This window comes from Naasia sp. SYSU D00057 (genome assembly GCF_017916505.1).
In the GTDB taxonomy this organism is placed as follows: Bacteria; Actinomycetota; Actinomycetes; order Actinomycetales; family Microbacteriaceae; genus Naasia.
In genome coordinates this window covers 133,076-157,443 of record NZ_JAFMSZ010000001.1, presented here as the reverse complement: position 1 = coordinate 157,443, position 24,368 = coordinate 133,076, and the positions used below count along the sequence as shown (strand labels likewise).

Genomic DNA, 24,368 nt, shown 5'->3' with positions numbered 1-24,368 from the left:
GTGCGTCTGGTTAGATCGGATCGCCGACGGAGGCCGGCCGCGCGACGGATGGAGACACGATGAGCACGACCGACACCCTCCCCGACACCACGCACATCGCGGACACGCACGACCTCATTCGAGTGCAGGGCGCCCGCGAGAACAACCTCAAGAACGTCGACCTCGAGCTGCCGAAGCGGCGGCTGACCGTGTTCACGGGCGTCTCCGGCTCGGGCAAGAGCTCGCTCGTGTTCGGCACGATCGCCGCGGAGTCGCAGCGGATGATCAACGAGACCTACAGCTCGTTCGTGCAGGGGTTCATGCCGGCCCTCGCCCGTCCTGACGTCGACGTGCTGGAGGGACTGACCACGGCGATCATCGTCGATCAGGAGCGGATGGGCGCCAACGTCCGCAGCACCCTCGGCACCGCCACCGACGCGAACGCGATGCTGCGCATCCTCTTCAGCCGGCTCGGTTCGCCGCACATCGGCTCCCCCAACGCGTTCTCCTTCAACGTGCCGTCCGTGCGCGGCAGCGGCGCGATCACCATCGCGAAGGGCGAGGGGAAGGGCGAGACCCTGAAGCGGACGTACACGGTGCTGGGCGGCATGTGCCCGCGCTGCGAGGGCATGGGCACCGTGTCCGACATCGACCGGACGCAGCTCTACGACGACTCGAAGTCCCTGCTCGAGGGCGCGCTCACGATCCCCGGCTACAACGTCGACGGGTGGATGGTGCGGATCTTCAGCGAGTCGGGCTTCCTCGACCCGAACAAGCCGATCCGCGACTACACCGAGACGGAGCTTCAGGACTTCCTCTACAAGGAGCCGACGAAGGTCCGCCTCCAGGCGATGAACATGACCTACGAGGGGCTGATCCCGAAGATCCAGAAGTCGTTCCTCTCGAAGGACCGGGAGGCGATGCAGCCGCACATCCGCGCCTTCGTGGACCGGGCCGTCACCTTCACCGCGTGCCCGGACTGCGGCGGCACCCGGCTCAGCCCGGAGGCACGCTCCTCGCGCATCGGCGGCATCAACATCGCGGATGCGTGCGCCATGCAGATCAACGACCTCGCCGAGTGGGTGCGCGGGCTGTCCGAGCCGACGGTCGCACCGCTGCTCCAGAACCTGCAGCGCGCCCTCGACTCCTTCGTCGAGATGGGCCTCGGCTACCTCTCGCTGGACCGGCCGTCCGGCACGCTGTCCGGCGGTGAGGCGCAGCGCACGAAGATGATCCGGCACCTCGGCTCGTCGCTCACCGATGTCACCTACGTCTTCGACGAGCCGACGGTCGGCCTGCACCCGCACGACATCCAGCGGATGAACGAGCTGCTGCTGCGCCTGCGCGACAAGGGCAACACCGTGCTCGTCGTCGAGCACAAGCCGGAGACGATCGGGATCGCCGACCACGTCGTCGACCTCGGCCCGCGCGCGGGCACCGGCGGCGGCGAGGTGATGTTCGAGGGCACCGTCGAGGGGCTCCGGGCGAGCGGAACCCTCACCGGACGCCACCTCGACGACCGGGCGACCATGAAGGCCGGTCCGCGCACGCCCTCCGGCGCCCTCGAGGTGCGCGGCGCCAGCGCGCACAACCTGCGCGACGTCGATGTCGACATCCCGCTCGGCGTCCTCGTGGTCGTGACCGGCGTCGCGGGCTCGGGAAAGAGCTCGCTCATCCACGGCTCGGTCGCGGGGCGCGAGGGCGTCGTGACGATCGACCAGACCGCCATCCGCGGGTCGCGGCGCAGCAACCCCGCGACCTACACCGGGCTGCTCGACCCCATCCGCACCGCTTTCGCGAAGGCGAACGGTGTGAAGGCGGCACTGTTCAGCGCCAACTCCGAGGGCGCCTGCCCCACCTGCAACGGCGCCGGCGTCATCTACACCGACCTGGGGCCGATGGCCACCGTCTCGACCACCTGCGAGGAATGCGAGGGCAAGCGGTTCCAGGCCGCGGTGCTCGAGCACAAGCTCGGCGGCCGCGACATCAGCGAGGTGCTCGGGATGTCCGTCGACGAGGCCGAGGAGTTCTTCCGGGTCGGCGACGCGCGCACCCCTGCCGCGCACGCGATCCTGGACCGGCTCGCCGACGTCGGGCTCGGCTACCTGCGGCTCGGCCAGCCGCTCACGACCCTCTCGGGCGGCGAACGCCAGCGCCTGAAGCTCGCCACGCACATGGCCGAGAAGGGCAGCGTCTACATCCTCGACGAGCCGACGAGCGGCCTGCACCTCGCGGATGTCGAGCAGCTGCTCGGTCTCCTCGACCGGCTGGTCGACTCGGGCCGCTCCGTCATCGTGATCGAGCACCACCAGGCCGTCATGGCGCACGCGGACTGGATCATCGACCTCGGCCCGGGCGCCGGCCACGACGGCGGCCGCATCGTCTTCGAGGGCACCCCCGCCGACCTGGTCGCCGACCGCTCCACCCTCACGGGCCAGCACCTCGCCGCCTACATCGGCGCCTGACGCTGTCGCTGGCGAGGTCCGCGAACGACGAAGGGCGGCTCCCCTGAGGAGAGCCGCCCTTCGTGCGGAGAGTCGACGCGATCAGCGGGCGAAGAAGCCCCGGTAGTACTCGTAGACCCAGCCCACGATCATCACGAGGAACAGCGCGACGCCGACGTAGGTGATCCAGAAGCCGGCCGCGAGACCCAGGAAGCCGAGCGCCGCCGACGCCGCGAGGCCGATCGGCCACCAGCTCCACGGACTGTAGAAGCCGAGCTCCGCGTCACCGTCGTCGATGTTGGCGTCGAGGCGGTCCTCCGGCAGCTCACCGCCCTGCGCGTTGTAGCCGCGCTGCAGGTAGAAGCCGAGGAACGCGCCGAACGCCGAGGCGAGCGACAGGCCGACGGTGCCGACCCACTCCACCTCCTGGACGTCGAGCAGGCCCCAGACGGGGTAGACGATGGCGAGGATCCCGAAGAAGAGCGACAGGAGCCAGAACAGGACCGCATTGAGCCGCATCGGCTACTTCACCTCTCCCTTTGCCGTGTCGTACGTGGGCGCCTCCGGAGCGTCCTTGGCGGGCCCGCGCCCGAACGGCATGGCCGCCTCCGGGTGGTGCAGGTCGAACGCCGGGGACTCCGAGCGGATGCGCGGGATCGACGTGAAGTTGTGCCGCGGCGGCGGGCACGAGGTGGCCCACTCGAGCGACCGGGCGAAGCCCCACGGGTCGTTCACCGTCACCTTGGGGGCCCGGCGCCACGTCACCCACACGTTGTAGAGGAACGGAATCATCGACGCGCCCAGCAGCATCGACCCGACGGTCGAGAGCTGGTTCATCCACGTCACGCCGTCCTCCGGCTGGTACGTGTAGTACCGGCGAGGCATGGCCACGACACCCAGCCAGTGCTGGACGAGGAAGGTCGCGTGGAAGCCGATGAACAGCATCCAGAAGTGGATCTTGCCGAGCCGCTCGTTGAGCATCTGGCCCGTCCACTTCGGCCACCAGAAGTAGAAGCCGGCGAACATCGCGAACACGACCGTGCCGAAGACCACGTAGTGGAAGTGCGCGACCACGAAGTACGTGTCCGACACGTGGAAGTCGAGCGGCGGCGACGCCAGGATCATGCCGGTGAGGCCACCGAACACGAACGTGATGAGGAAGCCGATCACCCACAGCATGGGCGTCTCGAACGTCACCGAGCCGCGCCACATCGTGCCGACCCAGTTGAAGATCTTCACGCCGGTCGGGATCGCGATGAGCATCGTCATCAGCGCGAAGAACGGCAGCAGCACCTGACCCGTCACGTACATGTGGTGCGCCCACACCGTGACGGACAGGGCGGCGATCGCGATGGTCGCGTAGACGAGCGTGCGGTAGCCGAAGATCGGCTTCCGGCTGAACACCGGCACCACCTCGGAGATGATGCCGAAGAACGGCAGCGCGATGATGTACACCTCGGGATGCCCGAAGAACCAGAACAGGTGCTGCCAGAGGATCGACCCGCCGAGCTCGGGCTCGTAGATGTGCGCGCCGAACACGCGGTCCGCACCGAGGGCGAGCAGCGCCGCCGCGAGCACCGGGAACGCGATCAGCACGAGCAGGGCCGTGATGAGCGTGTTCCAGGTGAAGATCGGCATCCGGAACATCGTCATGCCGGGGGCGCGCATCGTGATGATCGTGGTCACGAAGTTGACCGAGCCGAGGATCGTCGAGAAGCCGGAGAGCCCGAGGCCGAAGACCCAGAGGTTTCCGCCGAGCTCGGGCGAGAAGACCGCGTCGGACAGCGGCGTGTACGCGGTCCAGCCGAAGTTCGCCGCTCCCTGCGGCGTGAAGAACCCGCCGACCGCGATGAGGCTGCCGAAGTTGTAGAGCCAGTACGCGAACGCGTTGAGCCGCGGGAACGCGACGTCCGGCGCGCCGATCTGCAGCGGCATGATCACGTTGGCGAAGCCCGCGAACAGCGGCGTCGCGAACATCAGCAGCATGATCGTGCCGTGCATCGTGAACAGCTGGTTGTACTGCTCGTGCGTCGGCACGATCGCGAGGTTCGGCTCGAAGAGCTGCGCACGGATGACGAGCGCCATCACGCCGCCGATGAGGAAGTAGAAGAACGACGTGATCAGGTACATGTACCCGATCGTCTTGTGGTCGGTGGAGGTGATCCAGCTGACGATCACGTTCCCCTTGCGCTCGACCTTGCTGGTGTTGAACACCGCTGCCTGGCCGGCGGGGAGCCCCGTCGTGGGGCGATTCATGGTGGAGGTCATCCGCTTACTGAACCTCGGTCTCTTCGGAGGGAGCTTCGTTGTCGAGAAGGTTGGGGGTCCGGTCGAACTCGGGTCCGAGGCGGCCGGTGAAGCCCTGGTCGCGGAGCGACTGCACGTAGTCCTGGTACTCCGCCTGCGAGACGACCTTCACGGTGAAGAGCATCTGCGCGTGGTAGTCGCCGCAGAACTCGGCGCACTTGCCGGCGTAGGTGCCCTCGCGGGTCGTGTTCAGGGTCATGTAGTTGACCTTGTGCGGGTAGAGGTCCATCTTCTGCAGGAAGTCGACCACCCAGAACGAGTGAGCCACGTCGCGGCTCTGCACCTGGAACTCGATGGTGGAGTCGACCGGGAGCACCAGCTCGGGAACGGTCTCCTCGATGAGCCCCGTGCCGCCGACGCCGAGCGACTCGGGCATCGTCTGCACACCGGCTGTGTAGACGTCCTCGGTCAGGTAGTTGAAGTCCCAGCCCCACTGCTTGCCGTAGACCTCGACGACCTGGTCGGGGTCCTCGGCGCGGTCGGTGATCTCGGCCTGGTCACGCGCGGTGAAGGCGAAGAAGCCGAGCACGAGGATCAGCGGCACGACCGTGTAGAACGCCTCGATCGGCATGTTGTACCGCAGCTGAACCGGGAGACCGGTCTGGCCGCGGCGGCGGCGGTAGGCGACGGCCGCGAAGATGATGAGGAACCAGGTGATGGCTCCCACGACGAGCAGGACGACCCACGAACCCACCCACAGGTTCGCGATCCGCTGCGCGTTGTCCGTGACGGCGGGCTGGCCTTCCTGGAAGCCGGGAAGGAAGCCGTGGAGCTGCGCCTGCGTACAACCCGCAAGGGCGAAGATCACGACTGTCGCGAGCGGTACTGCCGCCCAGCGGATTCGACGTCTCGAGCGCACTAGAACCTCTCGCGATGCGGAACTGGGAACAAGCCCAATCCTATAGCGGGGGGCCGCTCCCCCCGGACCACGACGCCCTCGCTCACCTGAAGAACGGTGCCAGAACGGGGCGCGGGTTCGATGGGAGGCACATCACGATCGCGTATCGAACCCCCGCGAACGCGGAAGAGCCCCGACTCACGAGGGAGTCGGGGCTCTTCGAACAGCGGATCCGGCGCTGTCGACGCTGCGCGTCGGCTCGGGCCTCAGTGGAAGCTGTCGCCGCAGGCGCAGCTGCCGGCCGCGTTCGGGTTGTCGATGGTGAAGCCCTGCTTCTGGATGGTGTCCTCGAAGTCGATGGTGGCGCCGTCGAGGTAGGGGACGCTCATGCGGTCGACGACGACCTCGACGCCGTCGAAGTCGCGCGTGGTGTCGCCGTCGAGCAGGCGCTCGTCGAAGTAGAGCTGGTAGATGAGGCCGGAGCATCCGCCGGGCTGGACGGCGACGCGCAGGCGCAGGTCGTCGCGGCCTTCCTGGTCGAGGAGGCTCTTGACCTTGCCCGCGGCGGTGTCGGTGAGGCCGACGCCGTGGGTGGACAGCTCGGGCTTCTCGGTCAGGGTGACGTCGGTCATGGATTCCTCCGGGAGAGTCGGTGCGTCGATTGTACGCGCCGCGCCGGGGAGAACGGCCGGTGGATCAGGCGCGGCGCTCGAGGCGGGCGAGCAGCAGCGCCTCGCTCACGATGGCCCGCTTGAGGACGCCGAGGTGCTGCGACTCGTTCGGCGAATGGGCGCGGGTGTCGGGGTCCTCGACGCCGGTCACCAGGATCTGCGCGGCGGGGAAGGTCTTCACGAGCTCGGCGATGAACGGGATGGACCCGCCGACGCCCTGCTGGACGACGGGGCTCCCCCAGCCGTCGGTGAGCGCGTCGGCCGCCGCCTCGAACGCCCAGCCCGAGGTGTCGACGAGGAACGGGTCGCCGAGATCGACGTCGTCGAAGTCGAGCTGCGCGCCGAGCGGGGCGTTGGCCCGGAGGTGGGCCTCCACCGCCCGGTACGCGTCGGCGGAGCTCTGCCCGGGGGCCACGCGGACGCTGACGCGCACGCGGACCGACGGCAGCAGGGTGTTCGAGGCGTTGATCACACTCGGCGCGTCGATGCCGGTCACGGTGATGGAGGGCCGGAACCAGCGCTGCGCGTTGAGGTCGGCGCCGCCCCCGATGGCCTGGACGCCGGGCAGCGGCGCGGCCTCGGCGGCGAAGTCCTCTGCCGCGTACGGCAGGGCCTCGGTGCCCTCGTAGGAGGTGAGGCCGGGGACGGCGACGGAGCCGTCCTCCGTCCAGAGCGTCGCGAGGAGGCGGATGGCGGCGAGCATCGCGTCCGGCGCGGCGCCGCCGAAGGTGCCCGAGTGCAGCGCGTGACCGAGGGTCGAGACGTTCAGCTTGAAGGTCGCGTTGCCGCGGAGGCTCACGGTGAGCGCGGGCGTCGTCGTGGTCAGGTTGTCGGAGTCGGCGACGACGATGACGTCGGCGGCGAGGAGGTCCCGGTGCTCCGCGAGCAGCGCCGGGAAGGATCGGGAGCCGAACTCCTCCTCCCCTTCGATGAACAGCGCGATGCCGAGGTCGAGGTCGGGTCCGAGCGCCTCGACGAGGGCGCGGAGCGCGGCCAGGTGCGTCTCGACGCCGGCCTTGTCGTCCGAGGCGCCGCGGCCGTACAGCCGATCCCCGCGCACGGTGGGCTCGAACGGCGACGACTCCCACAGGCCGGGGTCGCCGGGCGGCTGCACGTCGTGGTGCGCATAGAGGAGGACGGTGGGGCGCCCGTTGCGCGCGGTCCGCTTCGCGAGCACCGCCGGCTGGCCCGTGCCGCCGTCCGGGGTGGCCCCGCGCGTGACGAGCACCTCGTCGAACAGCCCGAGGGCGCGGACCGACTCGGCGACCGCTTCCGCGCTGGCGGCGACGTGCTTCGGGTCGAACCCCTCCCAGGAGACCGACGGGATGCGGACCAGCCGGGCGAGTTCGGCGACCGCGGCCGGGAAACCGTCCGAGACGGCGGTCCTGACTGCCTCGTCGGCGGCGTCGAGCGGGCGTTCGTCCAGGCCGTTCCAGGTCACAGGGGTTATCGTAGGCGGTACCGCTAGCGAGGATTTTCCGTGCCCGATAACAGCTCTCCCACTCAGATTCCGCCCGCCGAGCCCGAGGTTCCGGCCGTCGGCAAGGGCGCTCCGACGCCCTCCCGGCGCGAGCGCGAGGCCGCCCGCAAGCGCCCGCTCGTGCCGAACGACCGCAAGGAGGCGGCCCGCCAGGAGCGCGCTCGCCTCGCGAAGTCGCGCGAGCGCGCCCGCATCGGCATGGCGAACGGCGAGGAGCGCTACCTCCCGATGCGCGACCGCGGACCGCAGCGCCGCTTCGTGCGCGACTGGGTGGACGCCCGGTTCAGCATCGGCGAGCTCTTCATGCCGTTCATGCTCGTGCTCATCGTGGCGACCTTCATCCCGATCACCGAGGTGCAGATCTACGCGATGCTCTCGATGTACGTCTTCATCCTGCTGATGGTGTTCGACGTGGTGCTCCTCGGCTTCATCATCCGCAAGAAGGTGGCGGCCAAGTTCGGCGCGACGAAGGTTGAGCGCGGCCTGCGCTGGTACGCCGCGATGCGCGCGCTCCAGTTCCGCCGCCTCCGCCTCCCGAAGACCCAGGTCAAGCGGGGCCAGTACCCCTCCTGACCGCGCCGGGCGGCTGACCCACTCCAGACGCGGGCCTGCGGCCCGCTCCCGATCACCGGGGCATGCGCCGCCGACCCTCCTACAGGCCGCGGTTGATGTGGCGCGCCCAGAGGGGGCCGCGGTAGAGGAAGCCCGTGTAGCCCTGCACGAGCGTGGCGCCCGAAGCGAGGCGCTCCCGGACGTCGGCGGACGTCTCGACGCCGCCGACCGAGATCACGCACATGTCGGCCGGCACGGTGTCCCGCAGGACGCGGAGCACCTCGAGGCTGCGGCGGGCGAGCGGGCGGCCGGACAGTCCGCCGGCGCCGGCGGCCTCGACCTTCGCGGGGTCGCTCGCGAGCCCGTCCCGGGACAGCGTCGTGTTGGTCGCGATGATGCCGTCGAGCCCGAGCCGCGTGGCGAGCTCGCCGACGTGGCGCACCTCGTCGTCCGCGAGATCGGGGGCGATCTTGACGAGCAGCGGGACGCCTCCCGCCTCGTCGCGCACGGCGCGCAGCAGCGGCTCCAGCCGGTCCAGCTCCTGCAGGCCGCGGAGGCCGGGCGTGTTCGGTGAGCTGACGTTGACGACCAGGTAGTCGGCCAGCGGCGCGAGGAGCCGCGCGCTGACGCGGTAGTCGTCCACGGCGTCCTCGACCGCGACGACGCGGCTCTTGCCGATGTTGATCCCGATGACGGGCAGGTCGCGGTGCCGCGCCCGGAGGCGGCGGAGCCGCTCGGCCGCGGCCTCCGCTCCCCCGTTGTTGAAGCCCATGCGGTTGATGACACCGCGGTCGGGCAGCAGCCGGAACAGGCGCGGACGCGGGTTGCCGTGCTGGGGGCGGGCCGTGATGGTGCCCACCTCGATGTGCCCGAAGCCGAGCTGGCCGAGGCCGCGGATCGCCTCCGCGTCCTTGTCGAAGCCGGCGGCGAGACCGAACGGCCCGGGGAAGGTGAGGCCGAGGGCCTCCACCTCGTGTCCTCGGCGGGGCCGGGTGAGTCGGGCGACGAGACCGCCGAGGCCGGTCGCGGGAAGCCAGCGGATGACCGCGAACGCGAGCTTGTGCGCCAGCTCCGGGTCCATGCGGACGAAGACGAGACGGAAGAAGAGGGGGTACATGCCCGCACCAGGCTACCGGGGCAGCCTGGTGCGGGCGGAACGGCGCGAGGCGGAGCCTCAGAGGATGGGCTTGCCGCCCGTCACCGCGACGCGGGCGCCGGAGATGTAGCTGCCGTCGTCGGAGGCGAGCAGCACGTACACGGGCGCGAGCTCGGCCGGCTGGCCGGGGCGGCCGAGCGGGACGTCCTTGCCGAACGACTCCACCTTCTCCTCCGGGAAGCTCGCCGGGATGAGCGGCGTCCAGATCGGGCCGGGCGCCACGCTGTTCACGCGGATGCCGCGCTCGCCGAGCATCTGCGCGAGCGATGCGGAGAGGCTCGCGATCGCGGCCTTCGTCGCCGCGTACGGGGCGAGCTCGGGGCTCGGCATGTCCGACTGCACCGAGCTGGACCCGATGATCGCGGCCCCCTCCTTGAGGTGGGGAAGCGCGGCCTTCACCAGGTGGAAGTAGGCGCTGAGGTTGGTGGCGATCGTGAAGTCCCACTCCTCGTCGGGGACCTCTTCGAGGCTCTTGCGACTCATCTGGAACGCCGCGTTGTTGACGAGGATGTCGAGGCGGCCGAGCTCGCGCACCGCGGTCTCGATGATCGAGCGGCAGTGGGCGGGGTCGGAGATGTCGCCCGGCACGAGGACGGCCTTGCGTCCCGCCTCCTCCACCCAGCGGGCCGTGTCCTTCGCGTCCTCGTCCTCGCTGAGGTAGCTGATGACGACGTCGGCACCCTCGCGCGCGTACGCGATGGCGACGGCCTTGCCGATGCCGCTGTCCGCGCCCGTGATGACCGCGACCTTGCCCTCGAGCTTCCCGTGCCCCACGTAGCTCTGCTCGCCGTGGTCGGCCTTCGGGGTCATCTTCCCCTCGGTGCCGGGCATCTCCTGGACGGTGTCGGGCTCGCTCATGCTGATCCTTCCGTTGTGTGGACGTCTTCCATCCAACGGGGAAGGACCGGAGGCGCGCAGGGGGTTGACGCTCCCCCGCGCCCGGCCTAGTTCGCGGGCTCGGCCGGCTGCGCCTTGCGCGCCGCGCCGTTCTCGACGCGGAGGAGCGCGATGGCCGCCTCGAAGTCGTCGAGCGAGTCGAAGCCCTGATAGACGCTCGCGAAGCGGAGGTACGCGACCTCGTCGAGCTCCCGCAGCGGCGGCAGGATCGCGAGCCCGATGTCGTTCGCCTCCACCTGGGAAGCCCCGGTCGCGCGGATGGTCTCCTCCACCCGCTGGGCGAGCATCGCGAGGTCGGTGTCCGTGACCGGCCGGCCCTGGCATGCCTTGCGCACGCCGGAGACGACCTTCTCGCGACTGAACGGCTCGAGCACGCCGTTCCGCTTGATCACGTTGAGGCTCGCGGTCTCCGTCGTGCTGAAGCGGCGTCCGCAGTTGGGGCACTGCCGGCGGCGCCGGATGCTGAGCCCGTCGTCGCTCACGCGGGAGTCGACGACCTTGGTGTCGTGGTTGCGGCAGAAGGGGCAGTGCATGGTGCCTCCAGGCTATCGAGCGGACCTGGGCGGGAGTCAGGCGCGGGCGAAGCGCGCCGTGACGGCCTCGCCGTGCGCGGGCAGCCCCTCCTCCTCGGCCAGAGCGACGATCCGCGCCGAGGAGCGCTCGAGCGCCTCCCGCGAGTAGCGGACGATCTGCTGCGGCCGCAGGAAGGTGTGCGCGCCGAGGCCGGACGAGAATCGTGCGGTGCCGCCGGTCGGCAGGACGTGGTTGGAGCCGGCCAGGTAGTCGCCGAGGCTGACGGGCGCCGTCGCCCCGACGAAGACGACGCCGGCGTCGGTGATCGAGGCCAGGACGGCGTCGGGCTCGGCGGTGATGATTTCGAGGTGCTCGGGCGCGTACGCGTTGCTGAACGCGGCCGCGGCGGCGAGGTCGTCGACGAGGACGACCGCGGACTGCCGGCCGGCGAGGGACGTGCGCACGCGCTCGGCGGAGAGGGTGGCGTCGGCCATCGCCGGGAGGCGCTCGGCGACAGCGCCGGCGAGCTCGGGCGAGTCGGTCACGAGGAGCGCCGCGGCGAGCTCGTCGTGCTCCGCCTGGCTGATGAGGTCGGCGGCGACGTACGTGGGGTCCGCCGAGCCGTCGGCGATCACCAGGATCTCCGTCGGTCCCGCCTCGGAGTCGATGCCGACGCGGCCCTGCACCAGGCGCTTCGCAGCGGCGACGAACACGTTGCCCGGGCCGGTGATCACGTCGACCGGCTCGAGGCTGAGGCCGCGGACGCCGTACGCCAGCGCGCCGATCGCGCCGGCACCCCCCATCGCGTAGACCTCGTCGATGCCGAGCAGTCCCGCGGCGCCGAGGATCGTCGGGTGCACCCGGCCGCCGAACGCCGACTGCGGGGGCGAGGCGACGGCGAGCGAGGCGACGCCGGCGACCTGGGCGGGCACGGCGTTCATCACCACGCTCGACGGGTAGACGGCCTTGCCGCCCGGCACGTAGAGGCCCACGCGGCCGACCGGCTGCCAGCGCTGCTCGATCTCGGCGCCGTCCTCGATCACGGTGGTGCTCCCGGCGGGCACCTGGGCGGCGCTCGCGCGACGCACCCGGTCGATCGCGGTCTCGAGCGCGTCGCGCACGGCCGGCGGAAGGCCGTCGACGGCGGCGGCGATCTCCTGCGCCGGCACACGGACGGCGGGCGGGCGGACCCCGTCGAAGCGCTCCGCCTGCTCGAGGAGGGCGTCCTCGCCGCGCTCCCGCACCGCGTCGACGAGCTCGGCGGCCGCGGCGGACGCACGGACCGGATCCACCTCGGGGCGCGGGACGAGCTCCAGCAGCTCGGAGCGGGCGGGCCGACGGCCGCGGAGATCGACGAGCTGCATCACGGCGGGCCAGTCTACCGGCCGCGCGGGGGGCGTCCTGAGGCGGGCGACGGGGGCGCACGGAATAGGGTGACGGACGGGAGGAGTTGCCCTAGCGATGGTGGAGATGTTCACGGCCGACGACCTGGCGGCCTTCAAGCAGGCGTTCCGCCGGCACGCCGCCGGCGTCGCGGTGGTGACCGCGCGCAGCGCCTCGGGCGCCCCCGTCGGCTTCACCGCCACCTCGCTCGCCTCGCTCGCCGCGGTGCCGCCGCTCGCCACCTTCAACATGGCGAGGACCGCGAGCACCTGGCCCGCCATCGAGGCCTCCGAGCACGTCGCCATCTCGATGCTCGGCGCCCGCAACCGGGAGGCGGCCCGCCGGCTCTCCGGCCCTGCCGTCTCCCGCTTCGACGGCGACCACTGGCGCGAGGGGCCGCTCGGGCTGCCCATCATCGACGACGCGACCGCCTGGATGATCGGCCGCATCGTGGAGCGCGTGCCCGTCGCCGGGGCGGCCGTCGTGGTGGTGCAGATCGAGCAGGGCGCCCTCGGCGAGGACGACGCCCCGCTGCTCTACCACGAGCGCGCCTACCACGCCCCGCGCCCCCTGGACTGATCGCCCGAGACGCGCGGCCGACAGCGAGCCGCTCGGCTAGCCGAGGCAGCCGGGGCCGAGCAGGCTCTTGAGCTCGCCGTAGAAGTCGGCGGTCACCTCGATGCGGTACGGCACCTCGAAGACCCGGGCGGTGTCGCCCTTCACGAGGCGCAGGCGCACCTCGGTGTCGCCGCTGTGCCGGATGAGCACGTCGTTGAGCGCCTTGACCGTGTCGGTCGTCGCCCGGTGGTCCGGCAGCGTGATCTGCAGCGGCCCGGAGCCGAGCCCGGTGCCGAGGTCCGGCGTGAACAGGCTGTAGGCGTGCAGGTTGACGCTGTCCTCGCGCTGGCTCACGCGGCCGCGCACCACGACGACGGTGTCCGTGCTGAGGGCCGGCGCGAACTCCTGGTACGCCTTGCCCATGAACATGACGGTGATCGTGCCGCCGAAGTCCTCGATCTCGACCTGGCCGTACTGGTTGCCCGACTTCCGCGCCGTCCGGTGCTGCACCTCGGTCACGAGCCCCGCGACGGTCACCGTCTCGCCGTCCGCGGTGCCCTCGTCGCCGAGGAGGTCGGCGATGCTGCTGCTCGCGTGCTTCGCGAGCTCGATCTCGAGCCCGGCGAGCGGATGGTCGGAGACGTAGAGCCCGAGCATCTCGCGCTCGAACGCCAGCTTGTCGCGCTTCGGCCACTCGGGGCGGTCCGGCACCTTGTCGGGCTCGGCCTCGAAGTCGAACAGCCCGCCGAACAGGTCGACCTGGCCGTTCGCCTCATTGCGCTTGATCGAGACGGCCGCCTCGACCGCGTCCTCGTGGATCTCGAGGAGAGCGCGGCGGGTCGCGCTGAGCGAGTCGAAGGCGCCCGCCTTGATGAGCGACTCGATGGTGCGCTTGTTCGCGACCGCGATCGGCACCTTGCGGAGGAAGTCGTGGAACGAGGTGAAGCGGCCCTTCTCCTCGCGGGCCTGCCGGATCTGCTCGACGACCGCGAAGCCGACGTTGCGGACCGCGCCGAGGCCGAAGCGGATGTCCTCGCCGACGGCGGCGAAGAACCCGATCGACTCGTTGACGTCGGGCGGCAGCACCCGGATCTTCATTCGGCGGCACTCGTTGAGGTAGACGGCGAGCTTGTCGCGGGCGTCGCCGACGCTCGTGAGCAGCGCCGCCATGTACTCGGCCGGATAGTGCGCCTTGAGGTACGCGGTCCAGTAGCTGAGCACGCCGTACGCCGCCGAGTGCGCCTTGTTGAAGGCGTAGTCGGAGAACGGCAGCAGGATGTCCCACAGCGTCTTGACGGCCTCGTCGGAGTAGCCGCGCTCGTTCATGCCGGCCTTGAAGCCCGCGAACTGCTTGTCCAGCTCCGACTTCTTCTTCTTGCCCATCGCGCGGCGCAGCAGGTCGGCCTGGCCGAGCGAGTAGCCCGCGAGCTTCTGCGCGATCGACATGACCTGCTCCTGATACACGATCAGGCCGTAGGTGGTGCCGAGCACGTCCTCGAGCGGCTCCGCCAGCTCGGGGTGGATGGGCACGATCTCCTGCACGCCGTTCTTGCGCAGCGCGTAGTTGGTGTGCGAGTTCGCGCCCATCGGGCCGGGACGGTACAGGGCGCCGACGGCGGAGATGTCCTCGAAGTTGTCGGGCTTCATGAGGCGCAGCAGGGCGCGCATCGGCCCGCCGTCGAACTGGAAGACGCCGAGCGTGTCGCCCCGGGCGAGCAGCGCGTAGGTGTCGGCGTCGTCGAGCGCCAGCTCCTCGAGCTCGGGGCGGTGGCCGCGGTTCGCCGCGATGTTGTCGAGGGCGTCGTCGATGATCGTGAGGTTCCGGAGCCCCAGGAAGTCCATCTTGATCAGGCCGAGCGACTCGCAGGCCGGATAGTCGAACTGGGTGACGATCTGGCCGTCCTGCTCGCGGCGCATGATCGGGATGATGTCGATGAGCGGCTCGCTCGACATGATCACGCCGGCCGCGTGGACGCCCCACTGGCGCTTGAGGTTCTCGAGCCCGAGCGCGGTCTCGAAGACGGTCTTCGCCTCGGCGTCCGTGTCGAGGATCGCGCGGAAGTCGGCCGCCTCCTTGTACCGCTCGTGGGAGGGGTCGACGATGCCGGTGAGCGGGATGTCCTTGCCCATGATCCCGGGCGGCATCGCCTTGGTGAGCTTCTCCCCCATGCCGAAGGGGAAGCCGAGCACGCGCGAGCTGTCCTTCAGGGCCTGCTTCGCCTTGATCGTGCCGTAGGTCACGATCTGAGCCACGCGGTCGTCGCCGTACTTGTCGGTGACGTACTTGATGACCTCACCGCGCCGGCGCTCGTCGAAGTCCACATCGAAGTCGGGCATGGAGACGCGGTCGGGGTTGAGGAAGCGCTCGAAGATGAGGCCGTGCTGCAGCGGGTCGAGGTCGGTGATCCGCATGGCGTAGGCCACCATCGAGCCGGCGCCGGATCCGCGGCCGGGGCCGACTCGGATGCCGTGGTTCTTGCTCCAGTTGATGAAGTCGGCGACGACGAGGAAGTAGCCGGGGAAGCCCATCTGCGTGATGACGCCGACCTCGTAGTCGGCGCGCTGCCGCACCTCGTCCGGGATCCCGTTCGGGTACCGGTACTTCAGGCCCTTCTCGACCTCCTTGACGAGCCAGGTCGCCTCGGTCTCCCCCTCGGGGACCGGGAACCGGGGCATGTAGTTGGCGTCCTCGTTGAACTGGACGTCGCAGCGCTCGGCGATGAGCAGCGTGTTGTCGCACGCCTCCGGGTAGTCGCGGAACAGCTGGCGCATCTGCGAGGCGGACTTGAGGTAGAACTCGTCGGCGTCGAACTTGAACCGGTTGGGATCGTCGAGCGTCGAACCGGACTGCACGCAGAGCAGCGCCGCGTGGCTCGTCGAATCGTGGGCGTGCGTGTAGTGCAGGTCGTTCGTGGCGACGAGGGGCAGCCCGAGGTCCTTCGCGAGCCGGATGACGTCACCCATGACGCGGCGCTCGATGCCGAGGCCGTGGTCCATGATCTCGGCGAAGAAGTTCTCCTTGCCGAAGATGTCGCGGTAGTCGGCGGCGGCCTGGCGCGCCTCCTCGTACTGGCCGAGGCGCAGGCGAGTCTGCACCTCGCCGCTCGGGCAGCCCGTGGTGGCGATGAGGCCCTTGCCGTAGGTCGACAGCAGCTCGCGGTCCATGCGCGGCTTGAAGTAGTAGCCCTCGATCGAGGCCTTCGACGACAGCCGGAACAGGTTGTGCATGCCCTCCGTCGTCGACGAGAGCAGCGTCATGTGCGTGTACGCGCCGGCGCCCGACACGTCGTCCTCGCCGCCGTTGCCCCACCGCACGCGGGTCTTGTCGCCGCGGTGCGTTCCGGGCGTCAGGTAGGCCTCGGTGCCGATGATCGGCTTGATGCCCGCCGCGGTCGCCGTGCGCCAGAAGTCGAAGGCTCCGAAGACGTTGCCGTGGTCGGTGACCGCCACCGCCGGCATCCCCTGCTCCACCGCCGCGTCGATGAGCGGCTTCACCCGCGCGGCGCCGTCGAGCATCGAGTACTCGCTGTGCACGTGCAGATGGACGAAGGAGTCTTTCTCGGACGCCACGAAGCTGCCTGCCTTCCGGGGGTGTTCAGGGAAGCGCTGCCGGGTGGGCGAAGGGCTTCACGGGGCGGGGTGCCAGCAGTCTAAGCAGGCCCGCCGACACCGCGTCGGCGACGCACCGGACGGGTGAAGCGAGCCGGGACCCGACGCTCGCACGGCTGCAACACGCGCTTCCGCGGGTCATGCGGACAACTTGCGACGGTCTACCAGCCGCGTTTGTCCGCACGACCCGCGGAACGGCGGCTACGCGGCGTCGAGGACGTCGAGCGCGCGCTGCAGGTCGGCGGGGTAGCCGCTCTCGAACTCGACCGGCTGGCCGGTCGACGGGTGGCGGAAGCCGAGGCGGACGGCGTGCAGCCACTGGCGGGTGAGGCCGAGCCGCGCCGACAGGACCGGGTCGGCGCCGTACATGGTGTCGCCGACGCACGGATGCCGCTGCGCCGCCATGTGCACCCGGATCTGGTGCGTGCGGCCCGTCTCGAGGTGCACCTCGAGCAGCGACGCCGACGGGAACGCCTCCAGCGTCTCGTAGTGGGTCACCGACGGCTTGCCCTCGGCGGTCACCGCGAACTTCCAGTCGGAGCGCGGGTGGCGGCCGATCGGGGCGTCGATGGTGCCCGCGAGCGGGTCCGGATGCCCCTGCACGACCGCGTGGTAGATCTTGTCGACCTCGCGCTCCTTGAAGGCGCGCTTGAGGGCGGTGTAGGCGTGCTCGCTCTTCGCGACGACCATCAGCCCGCTCGTGCCCGCGTCCAGCCGGTGGACGACGCCCGCCCGCTCGGCCGCACCCGAGGTGCTGATGCGGTAGCCGGCAGCCGCGAGGGCGCCGACGACGGTCGGCCCCTGCCACCCGGGCGACGGATGCGCCGCGACCCCGACCGGCTTGTCGACCACCACGAGATCGTCGTCGTCGTGGATGATCCCGAGCTCCGGGACCGCGATCGGCTCGATCGCGACCGGGGCGCGGTCCTCCCACTCCACCTCGAGCCAGCCGCCGGCGGAGAGGCGGTCCGACTTGTCGAGGACCCGTCCGTCGAGGCGGACGCCGCCGGCGCGCGCGATGTCGGCGGCCGCTGTGCGGGAGAAGCCCAGCAGCTTCGCGAGAGCGGCGTCGACGCGCTCGCCGTCGAGGCCGTCCGGGACCGGAAGACTCCTGCTCTCAGCCATTGATCTCGGGGGTGCTCTCCGAGCCCGCGGGATGGCGCGGCGAGCGGGAGCCGTCGAGTCCTGTGCCGCGCAGGGTGAGCAGCAGGAACAGCCCCATGCTCGAGACGATGGCGACGTCGGCGAGGTTGAAGATCGCGGGGAAGCCCCACACCGACAGGAAGTCGACGACGTGGCCGACCCCGAAACCGGGCTCGCGGAAGAGCCGGTCGGTGAGGTTGCCGAGAGTGCCGCCGAGCAGCATGCCGAAGAGCACGGCCCAGCCGCGGGAGCGGATCCGCCTGGCGAACCAGATGATGAAGACGGTGACGGTTGCGGCGATGATCGAGAAGATCCAGGTGGATCCGCTCGCGAGCGAGAACGCCGCGCCGGGGTTCCTCACGAAGTAGAACTGCAGGACCTCGCCGAGCACGGGCACCGACTCGAACGGGGTGAGGTTCGTGACCACCCACAGCTTCGACAGCTGGTCGGCGGCGAAGACGACCACCGCGACCGCGGCGAGCAGTGCGAGGGCACGCGCGCTGACGCGCGGGCGCCCCGGAACAGGAAGCGGCCCGCCGCCGGCAATGCCGTCGGCGGGCCCCCCTGCTTCTCGGTCAGACGCCGCCAAAGGCCTGGAACGCCTGCGGCTGGCTCGCGTTGAGGTTGCCGTAGTTGCCGGTGCCGTTGCTCACGATGTTCGACGCGTCGAGCTCGCGGAGCTGGCCCTCGATGTAGCCCTTCAGCTTCTGGCGGTACTCCCGCTCGAAGGTGCGGAGCTCGTCGATGCGGTGCTCGAGGAGCGCGCGCTCCTGGTCGAGCGACGAGATCTGGGAGCGCTGCTTCGCCTCGGCCTCGGCCACGACGCGCGCTGCGGTGGCGTGGCCCTCGGCGATGAGCGCGTCGCGCTTCTCGATGCCCTCGCGGACGTGCTCCTCGTGCAGGCGGCGCGCCAGCTGGAGGAGGTTGTTGGTGTTCGAGGGGTCGATCGCGCTGGCGTCGACGGTCGCCGCCGACGGGTACGACAGTCCCTGCGGCTGCGGCTGCGGGGCCGGCGCCTGCTCGGCGGCCGGGGCCGGAGCGGGGGCGGGAGCCGCGGACACGCCGCCGCCGCTGCGCTGCAGCTCGGCGATGCGCGACTCGCTCGCGATCAGGCGCTGGCGGAGGTCCTCGTTCTCCTGGCCGAGACGGCGCAGCTCCACCACGACCTCATCGAGGAAGTCGTCGACCTCGTCCTGGTCGTAGCCCTCCCGGAACTTGGTCGGCTGGAACCTTTTGTTGACGACGTCTTCGGGGGTGAGGGCCATGCTGTGCCACCTTCGAGGGAACTCTGGGAACGGTTGAGGGGAACGTGTCCACGCTAGCGGCGATCGAGGGGATCAGCCCCGAACGAGGGACACGTTTCGCAAGATCACGATAGCCGGAGCGGGGATCAGCCGAAGCGCGACAGGCTGGACGCGACGTACATGCCGATGAGCACGAGGAGCATCGTGATGCTCCAGCCGAAGTCGAGCGCGACGGGACCGATCCGCAGCGGCGGGATGAGCCGGCGGAAGAAGCGGATGGGCGGGTCGGTGACCGTGTAGCTGACCTCGGCGAGCACGAGGACGGCTCCGCGGGGGCGCCAGCTGCGCGACACGGACTGGACGAGGTCGAGCACGAAGCGGGCCCACATCACGAAGAAGTAGATGAGGAGCGCGAAGTACAGGACGAGTCCGAGGATGGCCAGCAGGCTGAAGGTCACCGGATCATTCTCCCAGGGCGCGGGGCCGCCGCCGACCGCCATCCCGGCGGCTTCGTCGACGCGGCCGGGAATTGCGCGGGCGGATCGGCATCCTCGGTGCGGTGAGCGGCGAACGCCGGCCGCACACGGCGACGCGCCCCGGGCGCCGAAGGGCGGCACCGGGACGCGTCAGCGGACTGCGAGGACTCAGCCCGTGAACTCGGCGTGCGTCTCGTCGGCCGTCGTGGTCTCACCGGAGACGGCGACGTGCGCCGGCGAGAGCAGGAACACCTTGTTGGTGACGCGCTCGATCTTGCCGTAGAGGCCCTGCGAGAGGCCGCTCGCGAAGTCGATGAGGCGACGGGCGTCCGCCTCGCTCATCTGCGAGAGGTTGATGATGACCGGCACGCCCTCGCGGAAGCTCTCCGCGATCGCCTGCGCGTCCTTGTACTGGCGGGGGTGAACGGTGAGGATCTCGTTCATGTCGCTCGGGGCGGCGCTCCGGACGGCGGAGCGGCGCGGGAGCGCGGTGACCGTGGCGCGCGCGGGGGCGGGCGCAGCGGGGGCGGCGTGCTGGGTGGGGGACGCGGGCGCGTCGGGCGCCTCGTAGTCCTCCTGCTCGTCCGCGAGGCCGAGGTAGACCATCGCGTTGCGGATCGGATTTGTCATGACGAACCTTTCCGGGGGTGGCTTCTGTCTGAGATTAAGCGCGGTCGGGGCGCGAGCCCGTGATTGCCGTGCCGATGCGGAGGTGTGTCGCCCCTTCGGCGATCGCGTCCTCGAAATCCGCCGACATCCCGGCGGAGATCCGGGTCGCGCCGGGGGCGATGCGGCGCACCTCGTCGGCGATGCCGCGCAGCCGGGCGAAGGCCGCGCGCGGCTCCTCGCCGAGCGGAGCGACGGCCATCACACCGAGGAGACGCAGGCCGGGGGCGGCCTCGATGCGCTCCACCAGGGCGGGGAGGTCGGCGGGGGCCGCTCCCCCGCGTCCCGGGTCGTCGGTGAGGTTCACCTGGGCGAAGACGTCGACGGTCGGGGGTGCCGCGGAGGAGTCGGCCGACTCCCCGGGGCTGTCGAGAGTGTCGACGAGCGACACCCGGTCGATGGAGTGGATCACGGACGCGTAGGCCCGCACCTGACGGGCCTTCTTGCCCTGCAGCTGGCCCACGAAGTGCCAGTGCACGTCCGGGACCAGGGCGGCCTTCTCACGGGCCTCCTGGTGCCGGTTCTCGCCGAAGTCCGTGACGCCGAGCTCGCGCAGCTCGCGCACGAGCTCGACCGGCTGGAACTTCGTGACGACGATGGTGGTGATCGCCGCCGGCTCCCGCCCGCTGCGGCGCGCCGCCGCCGCCACCCGATCGCGGATGGCGGCGAGGCGTTCGCCGAGGTCGGGGCTCACTTGAGGAAGTCGGGGATGTCCAGGTCGTCGTCGTCCTCGTCGTAGCCGTGGTCGAGGTCCGTCGTCTGGGTGAGCGTGGTCACCTCGGCGACCGCGGCCCACTCCTGGGAGCCGGTCGCGCCCTCCGAGACGCTGGGGACGGCGGCGCCGACTCCGACGCCCACCGCGGCCGGGATCGCGGCGTCGACGAAGTTGCTGCGCCGGTTCTCGCGGTGCGGGTTCGGCTCGCCGCCGTCGAAGCCCGCGGCGATGACGGTGACGCGCACCTCGTCGCCGAGGGTGTCGTCGATGACCGCACCGAAGATGATGTTCGCCTCCGGGTGCACGGCCTCCTGCACGAGCTTCGCCGCGTCGTTGATCTCGAAGATGCCGAGGTTCGAGCCGCCCTGGATGGAGAGCAGGACGCCGTGGGCGCCGTCGATGCTCGCCTCGAGCAGCGGCGACGCGACGGCCAGCTCGGCCGCCTTGATCGCGCGGTCGGCGCCCCGCGCCGAGCCGATGCCCATGAGCGCGGAGCCCGCGCCCTGCATGACGCTCTTCACGTCCGCGAAGTCGAGGTTGATGAGGCCGGGGGTGGTGATCAGGTCGGTGATGCCCTGGACACCGGCGAGGAGCACCTGGTCGGCCGTCTGGAAGGCCTCCATGATGCTGATGCCGCGGTCGCTGATCTCGAGCAGCCGGTCGTTGGGGACGACGATGAGGGTGTCGACCTCGTTCTTCAGCGCCTCGACGCCGCGCTCCGCCTGGGCCTGGCGGCGCTTGCCCTCGAAGCTGAAGGGCTTGGTGACGACACCGATGGTGAGGGCGCCGATCGACTTCGCGATGCGGGCCACGACGGGAGCGCCGCCGGTGCCGGTGCCGCCGCCCTCGCCGGCCGTGACGAAGACCATGTCGGCGCCCGCGAGCGCCTCCTCGATCTCCTCGGCGTGGTCCTCCGCCGCGCGGCGGCCGACCTCGGGGTCGGCGCCGGCGCCGAGGCCGCGGGTGAGCTCACGGCCCACATCGAGCTTGACGTCGGCGTCGCTGAGAAGGAGGGCCTGCGCGTCGGTGTTGATGGCCACGAACTCGACGCCGCGAAGCCCGAGCTCGATCATCCGGTTCACCGCGTTGACGCCGCCCCCACCGACGCCCACGACCTTGATAACTGCCAGGTAGTTCTGGTTGTTGGTCACTGGGTCCTCCACCGGGTATGGGTATTGCTTAAACGTGTTGTTGAGGGTTAAAGTCCTGCCTGATAAGCAGTTCTTCTGCGCTCGACGGTACGCGCGGGACCGGTCGGGTCCGGGAGGCGGGCCGCGTGTCGCCCGCGTCTGACCGGATTCCCAGGGTCAGCGGAGGATTCCCACGCCGGGCGAGGAGACGTCGTACTCGGTCACGTCGGTCGGCGCCTGCTGCAGCAGCGCGGTGAGGTGCTGTGCCTTGCGCACCGAGTCCGCCGCGCTCCCCCAGACGACGCGCTCCCCGCCGGCGAGGACGAGCGACACGTCGTCGAGAGTGCGTGCGGTGATGGTGTCCACCTGGGCACGGAGCTCGTCCGGCAGCGCCACGAGCACCTCGGCGGCCGCCGTGAAGGGGACGTCGTCGACCGTCTTGCCCTGCAGGTCGACGATCGGGAATCCGGCGATGCGCTCGTCCGCCCGCTCGAGCGGCACGCCGGCCGAGTCGACGAGCTCGAAGCCCCGGTTCGTCGCGAGGACGGCGACGGGCGTCCGCTCGACGATGCGCACCACGAGCGTGCCGGGCGGCCGGCTCTCGGTGGTGTAGCTCTCGATGAGCGGGAACTCGGCGAGGGCGGAGCGCACCTCACCCGCGTCGACGAGCGGCAGAGGGGTGCCCAGCTCGCCGGAGAGCGCATCGGTCACCTGGGCCGCGTCGACGCGGGACGCGCCCTGCACCTCGATGGTGCGCAGGGCGAACAGCGGCGAGAACGCGCCGAGGACGATGATGCCGGCGAGGCCGGCGACGACGGCCAGCGCGGTGAGCACGGCGATGCGGCGCCGGCGGCTGTGCCTCGTGAACCGCCGCACCTCCGCCTTCTCGGCGCGCCGGCGGTCCCTGCTGGCCTGGCGCAGCAGCCGCGCCGCAGAGCGCACATCGGTGGGCTCCGCCGAGCGCGGCGGACGGCGGGTCCGGGGCTCCCCCGGCTCGCGCGGCGGCTTCCGCTCCCCCGCCGGGGGCGGCGGCGCGTCGAATCCGACGGGGCGCTTCACCCGGCGTTCGCCCGGCCGTCGAGGGCCTCGAGGACCTGCGGGATGATCCGGTACACGTCGCCGCAGCTGAGGGTCATCACGATGTCGCCCTCGCGGGCCACCTCGGCGACGCGGTCAGCGGCCTGCTGCCAGTCCGGCAGGTAGGCGACCTTCTCCTGGTCGGTGAAGGCGTCGGAGACGAGCGCGCCGGTCACGCCGGGCACCGGGTCCTCGCGGGCGCCGTCGACGTCGAGGACGACGGTGTAGTCGGCGAGGCGCTCGTAGGCCTCGGCGAATCGCGGGGCCATCAGCTGCGTGCGGCTGTAGAGGTGCGGCTGGTGGATGGCGATGATCCGCCCCTCCCCCGCCCCGGTCCGGGCGGCGGCGAGGGCGGCGGCGACCTCCGAGGGGTGGTGTGCGTAGTCGTCGTACACGCGCACGCCGTGGACGGTGCCCTTGAGCTCGAAGCGGCGCTTGGTGCCGCCGAAGCGGCCGAGCGCCACGACGACGTCGGCGGGATCGAAGCCGAGCCCGGTGAGCACGGCGAAGGCGCCGGCGGCGTTGAGCGCGTTGTGGCGGCCGAGCACCTGCAGGCGGAGCGGGTGCTCCTTCCCCTGCCAGGTGATCACGCCGCTGACGGGCCCCTCGGTCGTGACCTCGGTGAGGCGCACGTCGGCGCCCTCGCTCTCGCCGAAGGTGACGGTGCGGGTGTCCGGGATGAGGGCCGCGACGCGCTGGGCGCCGGGGTCGTCGGCGGAGATGGCGACGAACTCGGAGGCGCGGCGCGCGAAGGAGGCGAAGGCCTCGTCGAAGGCGGCGTGGCTGCCGTAGTGGTCGAGGTGGTCGGCGTCGACGTTGGTGATGAGCGCGACCGCGGTGTCGTAGAGCAGGAACGAGCCGTCCGACTCGTCCGCCTCGAGCACGAAGAGGTCGCCGGAGCCGGCGGCGGAGCTGCGGCCGAGGGAGGAGATGACGCCGCCGTTGACGTAGCTGGGGTCGGCGCCGAGCTCGAGCAGCGCGGTGACGAGCATGCCGGTGGAGGTCGTCTTGCCGTGCGCGCCGGCGACCGACACGACGCGCTTGCCGCGGGTCAGCCAGGCGAGCGCCTGCGAGCGGTGCAGGACGGGGATGCCGTGTGCGAGCGCGTACTGGTACTCGGGGTTGTCCTGCCAGAGCGCGCTGGTCACCACGAGGGTGTCGGCGTCGCCGACGTTCTCGGCGGCGTGCCCGACGGAGATCCTGGCGCCGGCCTCGCGCAGCGGCGGCAGGTAGGGGCCCTCGCTGCGGTCCGAGCCGGACACCTTCAGCCCGGCCTTCAGCATCATGGCGGCGATCCCGCTCATCCCGGAGCCGCCGATCCCCACGAAGTGGACCGCCCCGAGATCGTCGGGGATGGGCAGGGTGAGGTCAGGCTTGAGCGGCACGCTTCCAGGGTACGAGCCTTCCGGACAACCCTCGGCAGCCGCCTCCGCGTTGCGGCGACCGGGCGCTGCTTCCCGCCGACTGCGCCCTGGAGCACCGAGTGCACCCCGTGGAACGGGCGCACTCGGTGTTGCCGGGCGCACTCGG

At 70.9% G+C, this 24,368-nt stretch carries 22 protein-coding genes; 3 read left to right on the top strand and 19 right to left on the bottom strand.

Annotated elements, in window-relative coordinates; all coding sequences use genetic code 11:
* Window positions 1–59 precede the first annotated feature (59 nt).
* Window positions 60–2,444, top strand: a complete 2,385-nt coding sequence (locus tag J3P36_RS00730; RefSeq protein ID WP_210505353.1) for an excinuclease ABC subunit UvrA — start codon at window positions 60–62, stop codon at window positions 2,442–2,444.
* Window positions 2,445–2,525: 81 nt separating this feature from the next.
* On the opposite strand, the gene J3P36_RS00725 is transcribed toward J3P36_RS00730, so the two are convergent.
* The 5 genes from J3P36_RS00725 to J3P36_RS00705 form a co-directional block, all read right to left on the bottom strand.
* Window positions 2,526–2,942, bottom strand: a complete 417-nt coding sequence (locus J3P36_RS00725) for a cytochrome c oxidase subunit 4 (protein ID WP_210505352.1) — start codon at window positions 2,940–2,942, stop codon at window positions 2,526–2,528.
* Between the two features lie 3 nt (window positions 2,943–2,945).
* Entirely contained in the window at window positions 2,946–4,691 is a 1,746-nt protein-coding gene (ctaD, locus tag J3P36_RS00720; protein ID WP_210505351.1) for a cytochrome c oxidase subunit I, read from the bottom strand.
* Between the two features lie 4 nt (window positions 4,692–4,695).
* The gene (gene coxB, locus J3P36_RS00715; RefSeq protein WP_210505350.1) at window positions 4,696–5,589 is read right to left on the bottom strand and encodes a cytochrome c oxidase subunit II; all 894 of its coding nucleotides are present in this window, start codon (window positions 5,587–5,589) and stop codon (window positions 4,696–4,698) included.
* 245 nt (window positions 5,590–5,834) lie between these two features.
* Window positions 5,835–6,200 (bottom strand): iron-sulfur cluster assembly accessory protein, encoded by a 366-nt coding sequence (locus tag J3P36_RS00710; protein ID WP_210505349.1) that lies wholly within the window; start codon window positions 6,198–6,200, stop codon window positions 5,835–5,837.
* A 64-nt stretch (window positions 6,201–6,264) separates the two neighbouring features.
* Window positions 6,265–7,680 carry a M20/M25/M40 family metallo-hydrolase gene (locus tag J3P36_RS00705; protein ID WP_210505348.1) on the bottom strand — a complete coding sequence of 472 codons (1,416 nt, stop codon included), beginning with the start codon at window positions 7,678–7,680 and terminating at the stop codon, window positions 6,265–6,267.
* Window positions 7,681–7,719: 39 nt separating this feature from the next.
* Here J3P36_RS00705 and J3P36_RS00700 point away from each other — a divergent pair, with 39 nt between their 5' ends.
* Entirely contained in the window at window positions 7,720–8,292 is a 573-nt protein-coding gene (locus tag J3P36_RS00700) for a DUF3043 domain-containing protein (RefSeq protein ID WP_210505347.1), read from the top strand.
* A gap of 79 nt (window positions 8,293–8,371) precedes the next feature.
* Here the strand turns inward: J3P36_RS00700 and J3P36_RS00695 are convergent, their stop codons facing one another.
* The 4 genes from J3P36_RS00695 to hisD form a co-directional block, all read right to left on the bottom strand.
* Window positions 8,372–9,388 carry a quinone-dependent dihydroorotate dehydrogenase gene (locus J3P36_RS00695; protein WP_210505346.1) on the bottom strand — a complete coding sequence of 339 codons (1,017 nt, stop codon included), beginning with the start codon at window positions 9,386–9,388 and terminating at the stop codon, window positions 8,372–8,374.
* Window positions 9,389–9,445: 57 nt separating this feature from the next.
* Complete coding sequence (locus J3P36_RS00690) at window positions 9,446–10,285, bottom strand: SDR family oxidoreductase (protein WP_210505345.1); 840 nt, start codon at window positions 10,283–10,285, stop codon at window positions 9,446–9,448.
* Window positions 10,286–10,371: 86 nt separating this feature from the next.
* The gene (nrdR, locus tag J3P36_RS00685; protein WP_210505344.1) at window positions 10,372–10,857 is read right to left on the bottom strand and encodes a transcriptional regulator NrdR; all 486 of its coding nucleotides are present in this window, start codon (window positions 10,855–10,857) and stop codon (window positions 10,372–10,374) included.
* Between the two features lie 36 nt (window positions 10,858–10,893).
* On the bottom strand, window positions 10,894–12,201 hold the full coding sequence (hisD, locus tag J3P36_RS00680; protein ID WP_210506535.1) for a histidinol dehydrogenase: 1,308 nt from the start codon (window positions 12,199–12,201) through the stop codon (window positions 10,894–10,896).
* Window positions 12,202–12,298: 97 nt separating this feature from the next.
* Here hisD and J3P36_RS00675 point away from each other — a divergent pair, with 97 nt between their 5' ends.
* A complete protein-coding gene (locus J3P36_RS00675; RefSeq protein WP_210505343.1) occupies window positions 12,299–12,799 on the top strand; it encodes a flavin reductase family protein in 501 nt (166 codons plus the stop codon).
* Between the two features lie 36 nt (window positions 12,800–12,835).
* On the opposite strand, the gene dnaE is transcribed toward J3P36_RS00675, so the two are convergent.
* The 10 genes from dnaE to murC all read right to left on the bottom strand — a co-directional run bounded on the left by dnaE (window position 12,836) and on the right by murC (window position 24,223).
* On the bottom strand, window positions 12,836–16,294 hold the full coding sequence (dnaE, locus tag J3P36_RS00670) for a DNA polymerase III subunit alpha (protein ID WP_246854199.1): 3,459 nt from the start codon (window positions 16,292–16,294) through the stop codon (window positions 12,836–12,838).
* Window positions 16,295–16,588: 294 nt separating this feature from the next.
* The gene (locus J3P36_RS00665) at window positions 16,589–17,512 is read right to left on the bottom strand and encodes an RluA family pseudouridine synthase (protein ID WP_210505341.1); all 924 of its coding nucleotides are present in this window, start codon (window positions 17,510–17,512) and stop codon (window positions 16,589–16,591) included.
* Entirely contained in the window at window positions 17,505–18,119 is a 615-nt protein-coding gene (lspA, locus tag J3P36_RS00660) for a signal peptidase II (RefSeq protein ID WP_374100697.1), read from the bottom strand. Before lspA ends, J3P36_RS00665 begins: the two co-directional genes overlap by 8 nt.
* A complete protein-coding gene (locus J3P36_RS00655; RefSeq protein ID WP_210505340.1) occupies window positions 18,106–18,795 on the bottom strand; it encodes a DivIVA domain-containing protein in 690 nt (229 codons plus the stop codon). The genes lspA and J3P36_RS00655 overlap by 14 nt, the downstream gene beginning before the upstream one ends.
* 125 nt (window positions 18,796–18,920) lie before the next feature.
* Window positions 18,921–19,232, bottom strand: a complete 312-nt coding sequence (locus J3P36_RS00650; protein ID WP_307806901.1) for a YggT family protein — start codon at window positions 19,230–19,232, stop codon at window positions 18,921–18,923.
* Window positions 19,233–19,418: 186 nt separating this feature from the next.
* Window positions 19,419–19,880 (bottom strand): cell division protein SepF, encoded by a 462-nt coding sequence (locus tag J3P36_RS00645; protein ID WP_210505338.1) that lies wholly within the window; start codon window positions 19,878–19,880, stop codon window positions 19,419–19,421.
* A gap of 34 nt (window positions 19,881–19,914) precedes the next feature.
* On the bottom strand, window positions 19,915–20,610 hold the full coding sequence (locus J3P36_RS00640; RefSeq protein WP_210505337.1) for a YggS family pyridoxal phosphate-dependent enzyme: 696 nt from the start codon (window positions 20,608–20,610) through the stop codon (window positions 19,915–19,917).
* Window positions 20,607–21,782: a cell division protein FtsZ gene (gene ftsZ / locus J3P36_RS00635; protein WP_210506533.1), complete on the bottom strand. Its 1,176-nt coding sequence runs from the start codon at window positions 21,780–21,782 to the stop codon at window positions 20,607–20,609. Before ftsZ ends, J3P36_RS00640 begins: the two co-directional genes overlap by 4 nt.
* A 156-nt stretch (window positions 21,783–21,938) precedes the next feature.
* Window positions 21,939–22,820, bottom strand: a complete 882-nt coding sequence (locus tag J3P36_RS00630) for an FtsQ-type POTRA domain-containing protein (RefSeq protein WP_210505336.1) — start codon at window positions 22,818–22,820, stop codon at window positions 21,939–21,941.
* Window positions 22,817–24,223 carry a UDP-N-acetylmuramate--L-alanine ligase gene (gene murC, locus J3P36_RS00625; RefSeq protein ID WP_210505335.1) on the bottom strand — a complete coding sequence of 469 codons (1,407 nt, stop codon included), beginning with the start codon at window positions 24,221–24,223 and terminating at the stop codon, window positions 22,817–22,819. Before murC ends, J3P36_RS00630 begins: the two co-directional genes overlap by 4 nt.
* Between the last annotated feature and the right edge of the window lie 145 nt (window positions 24,224–24,368).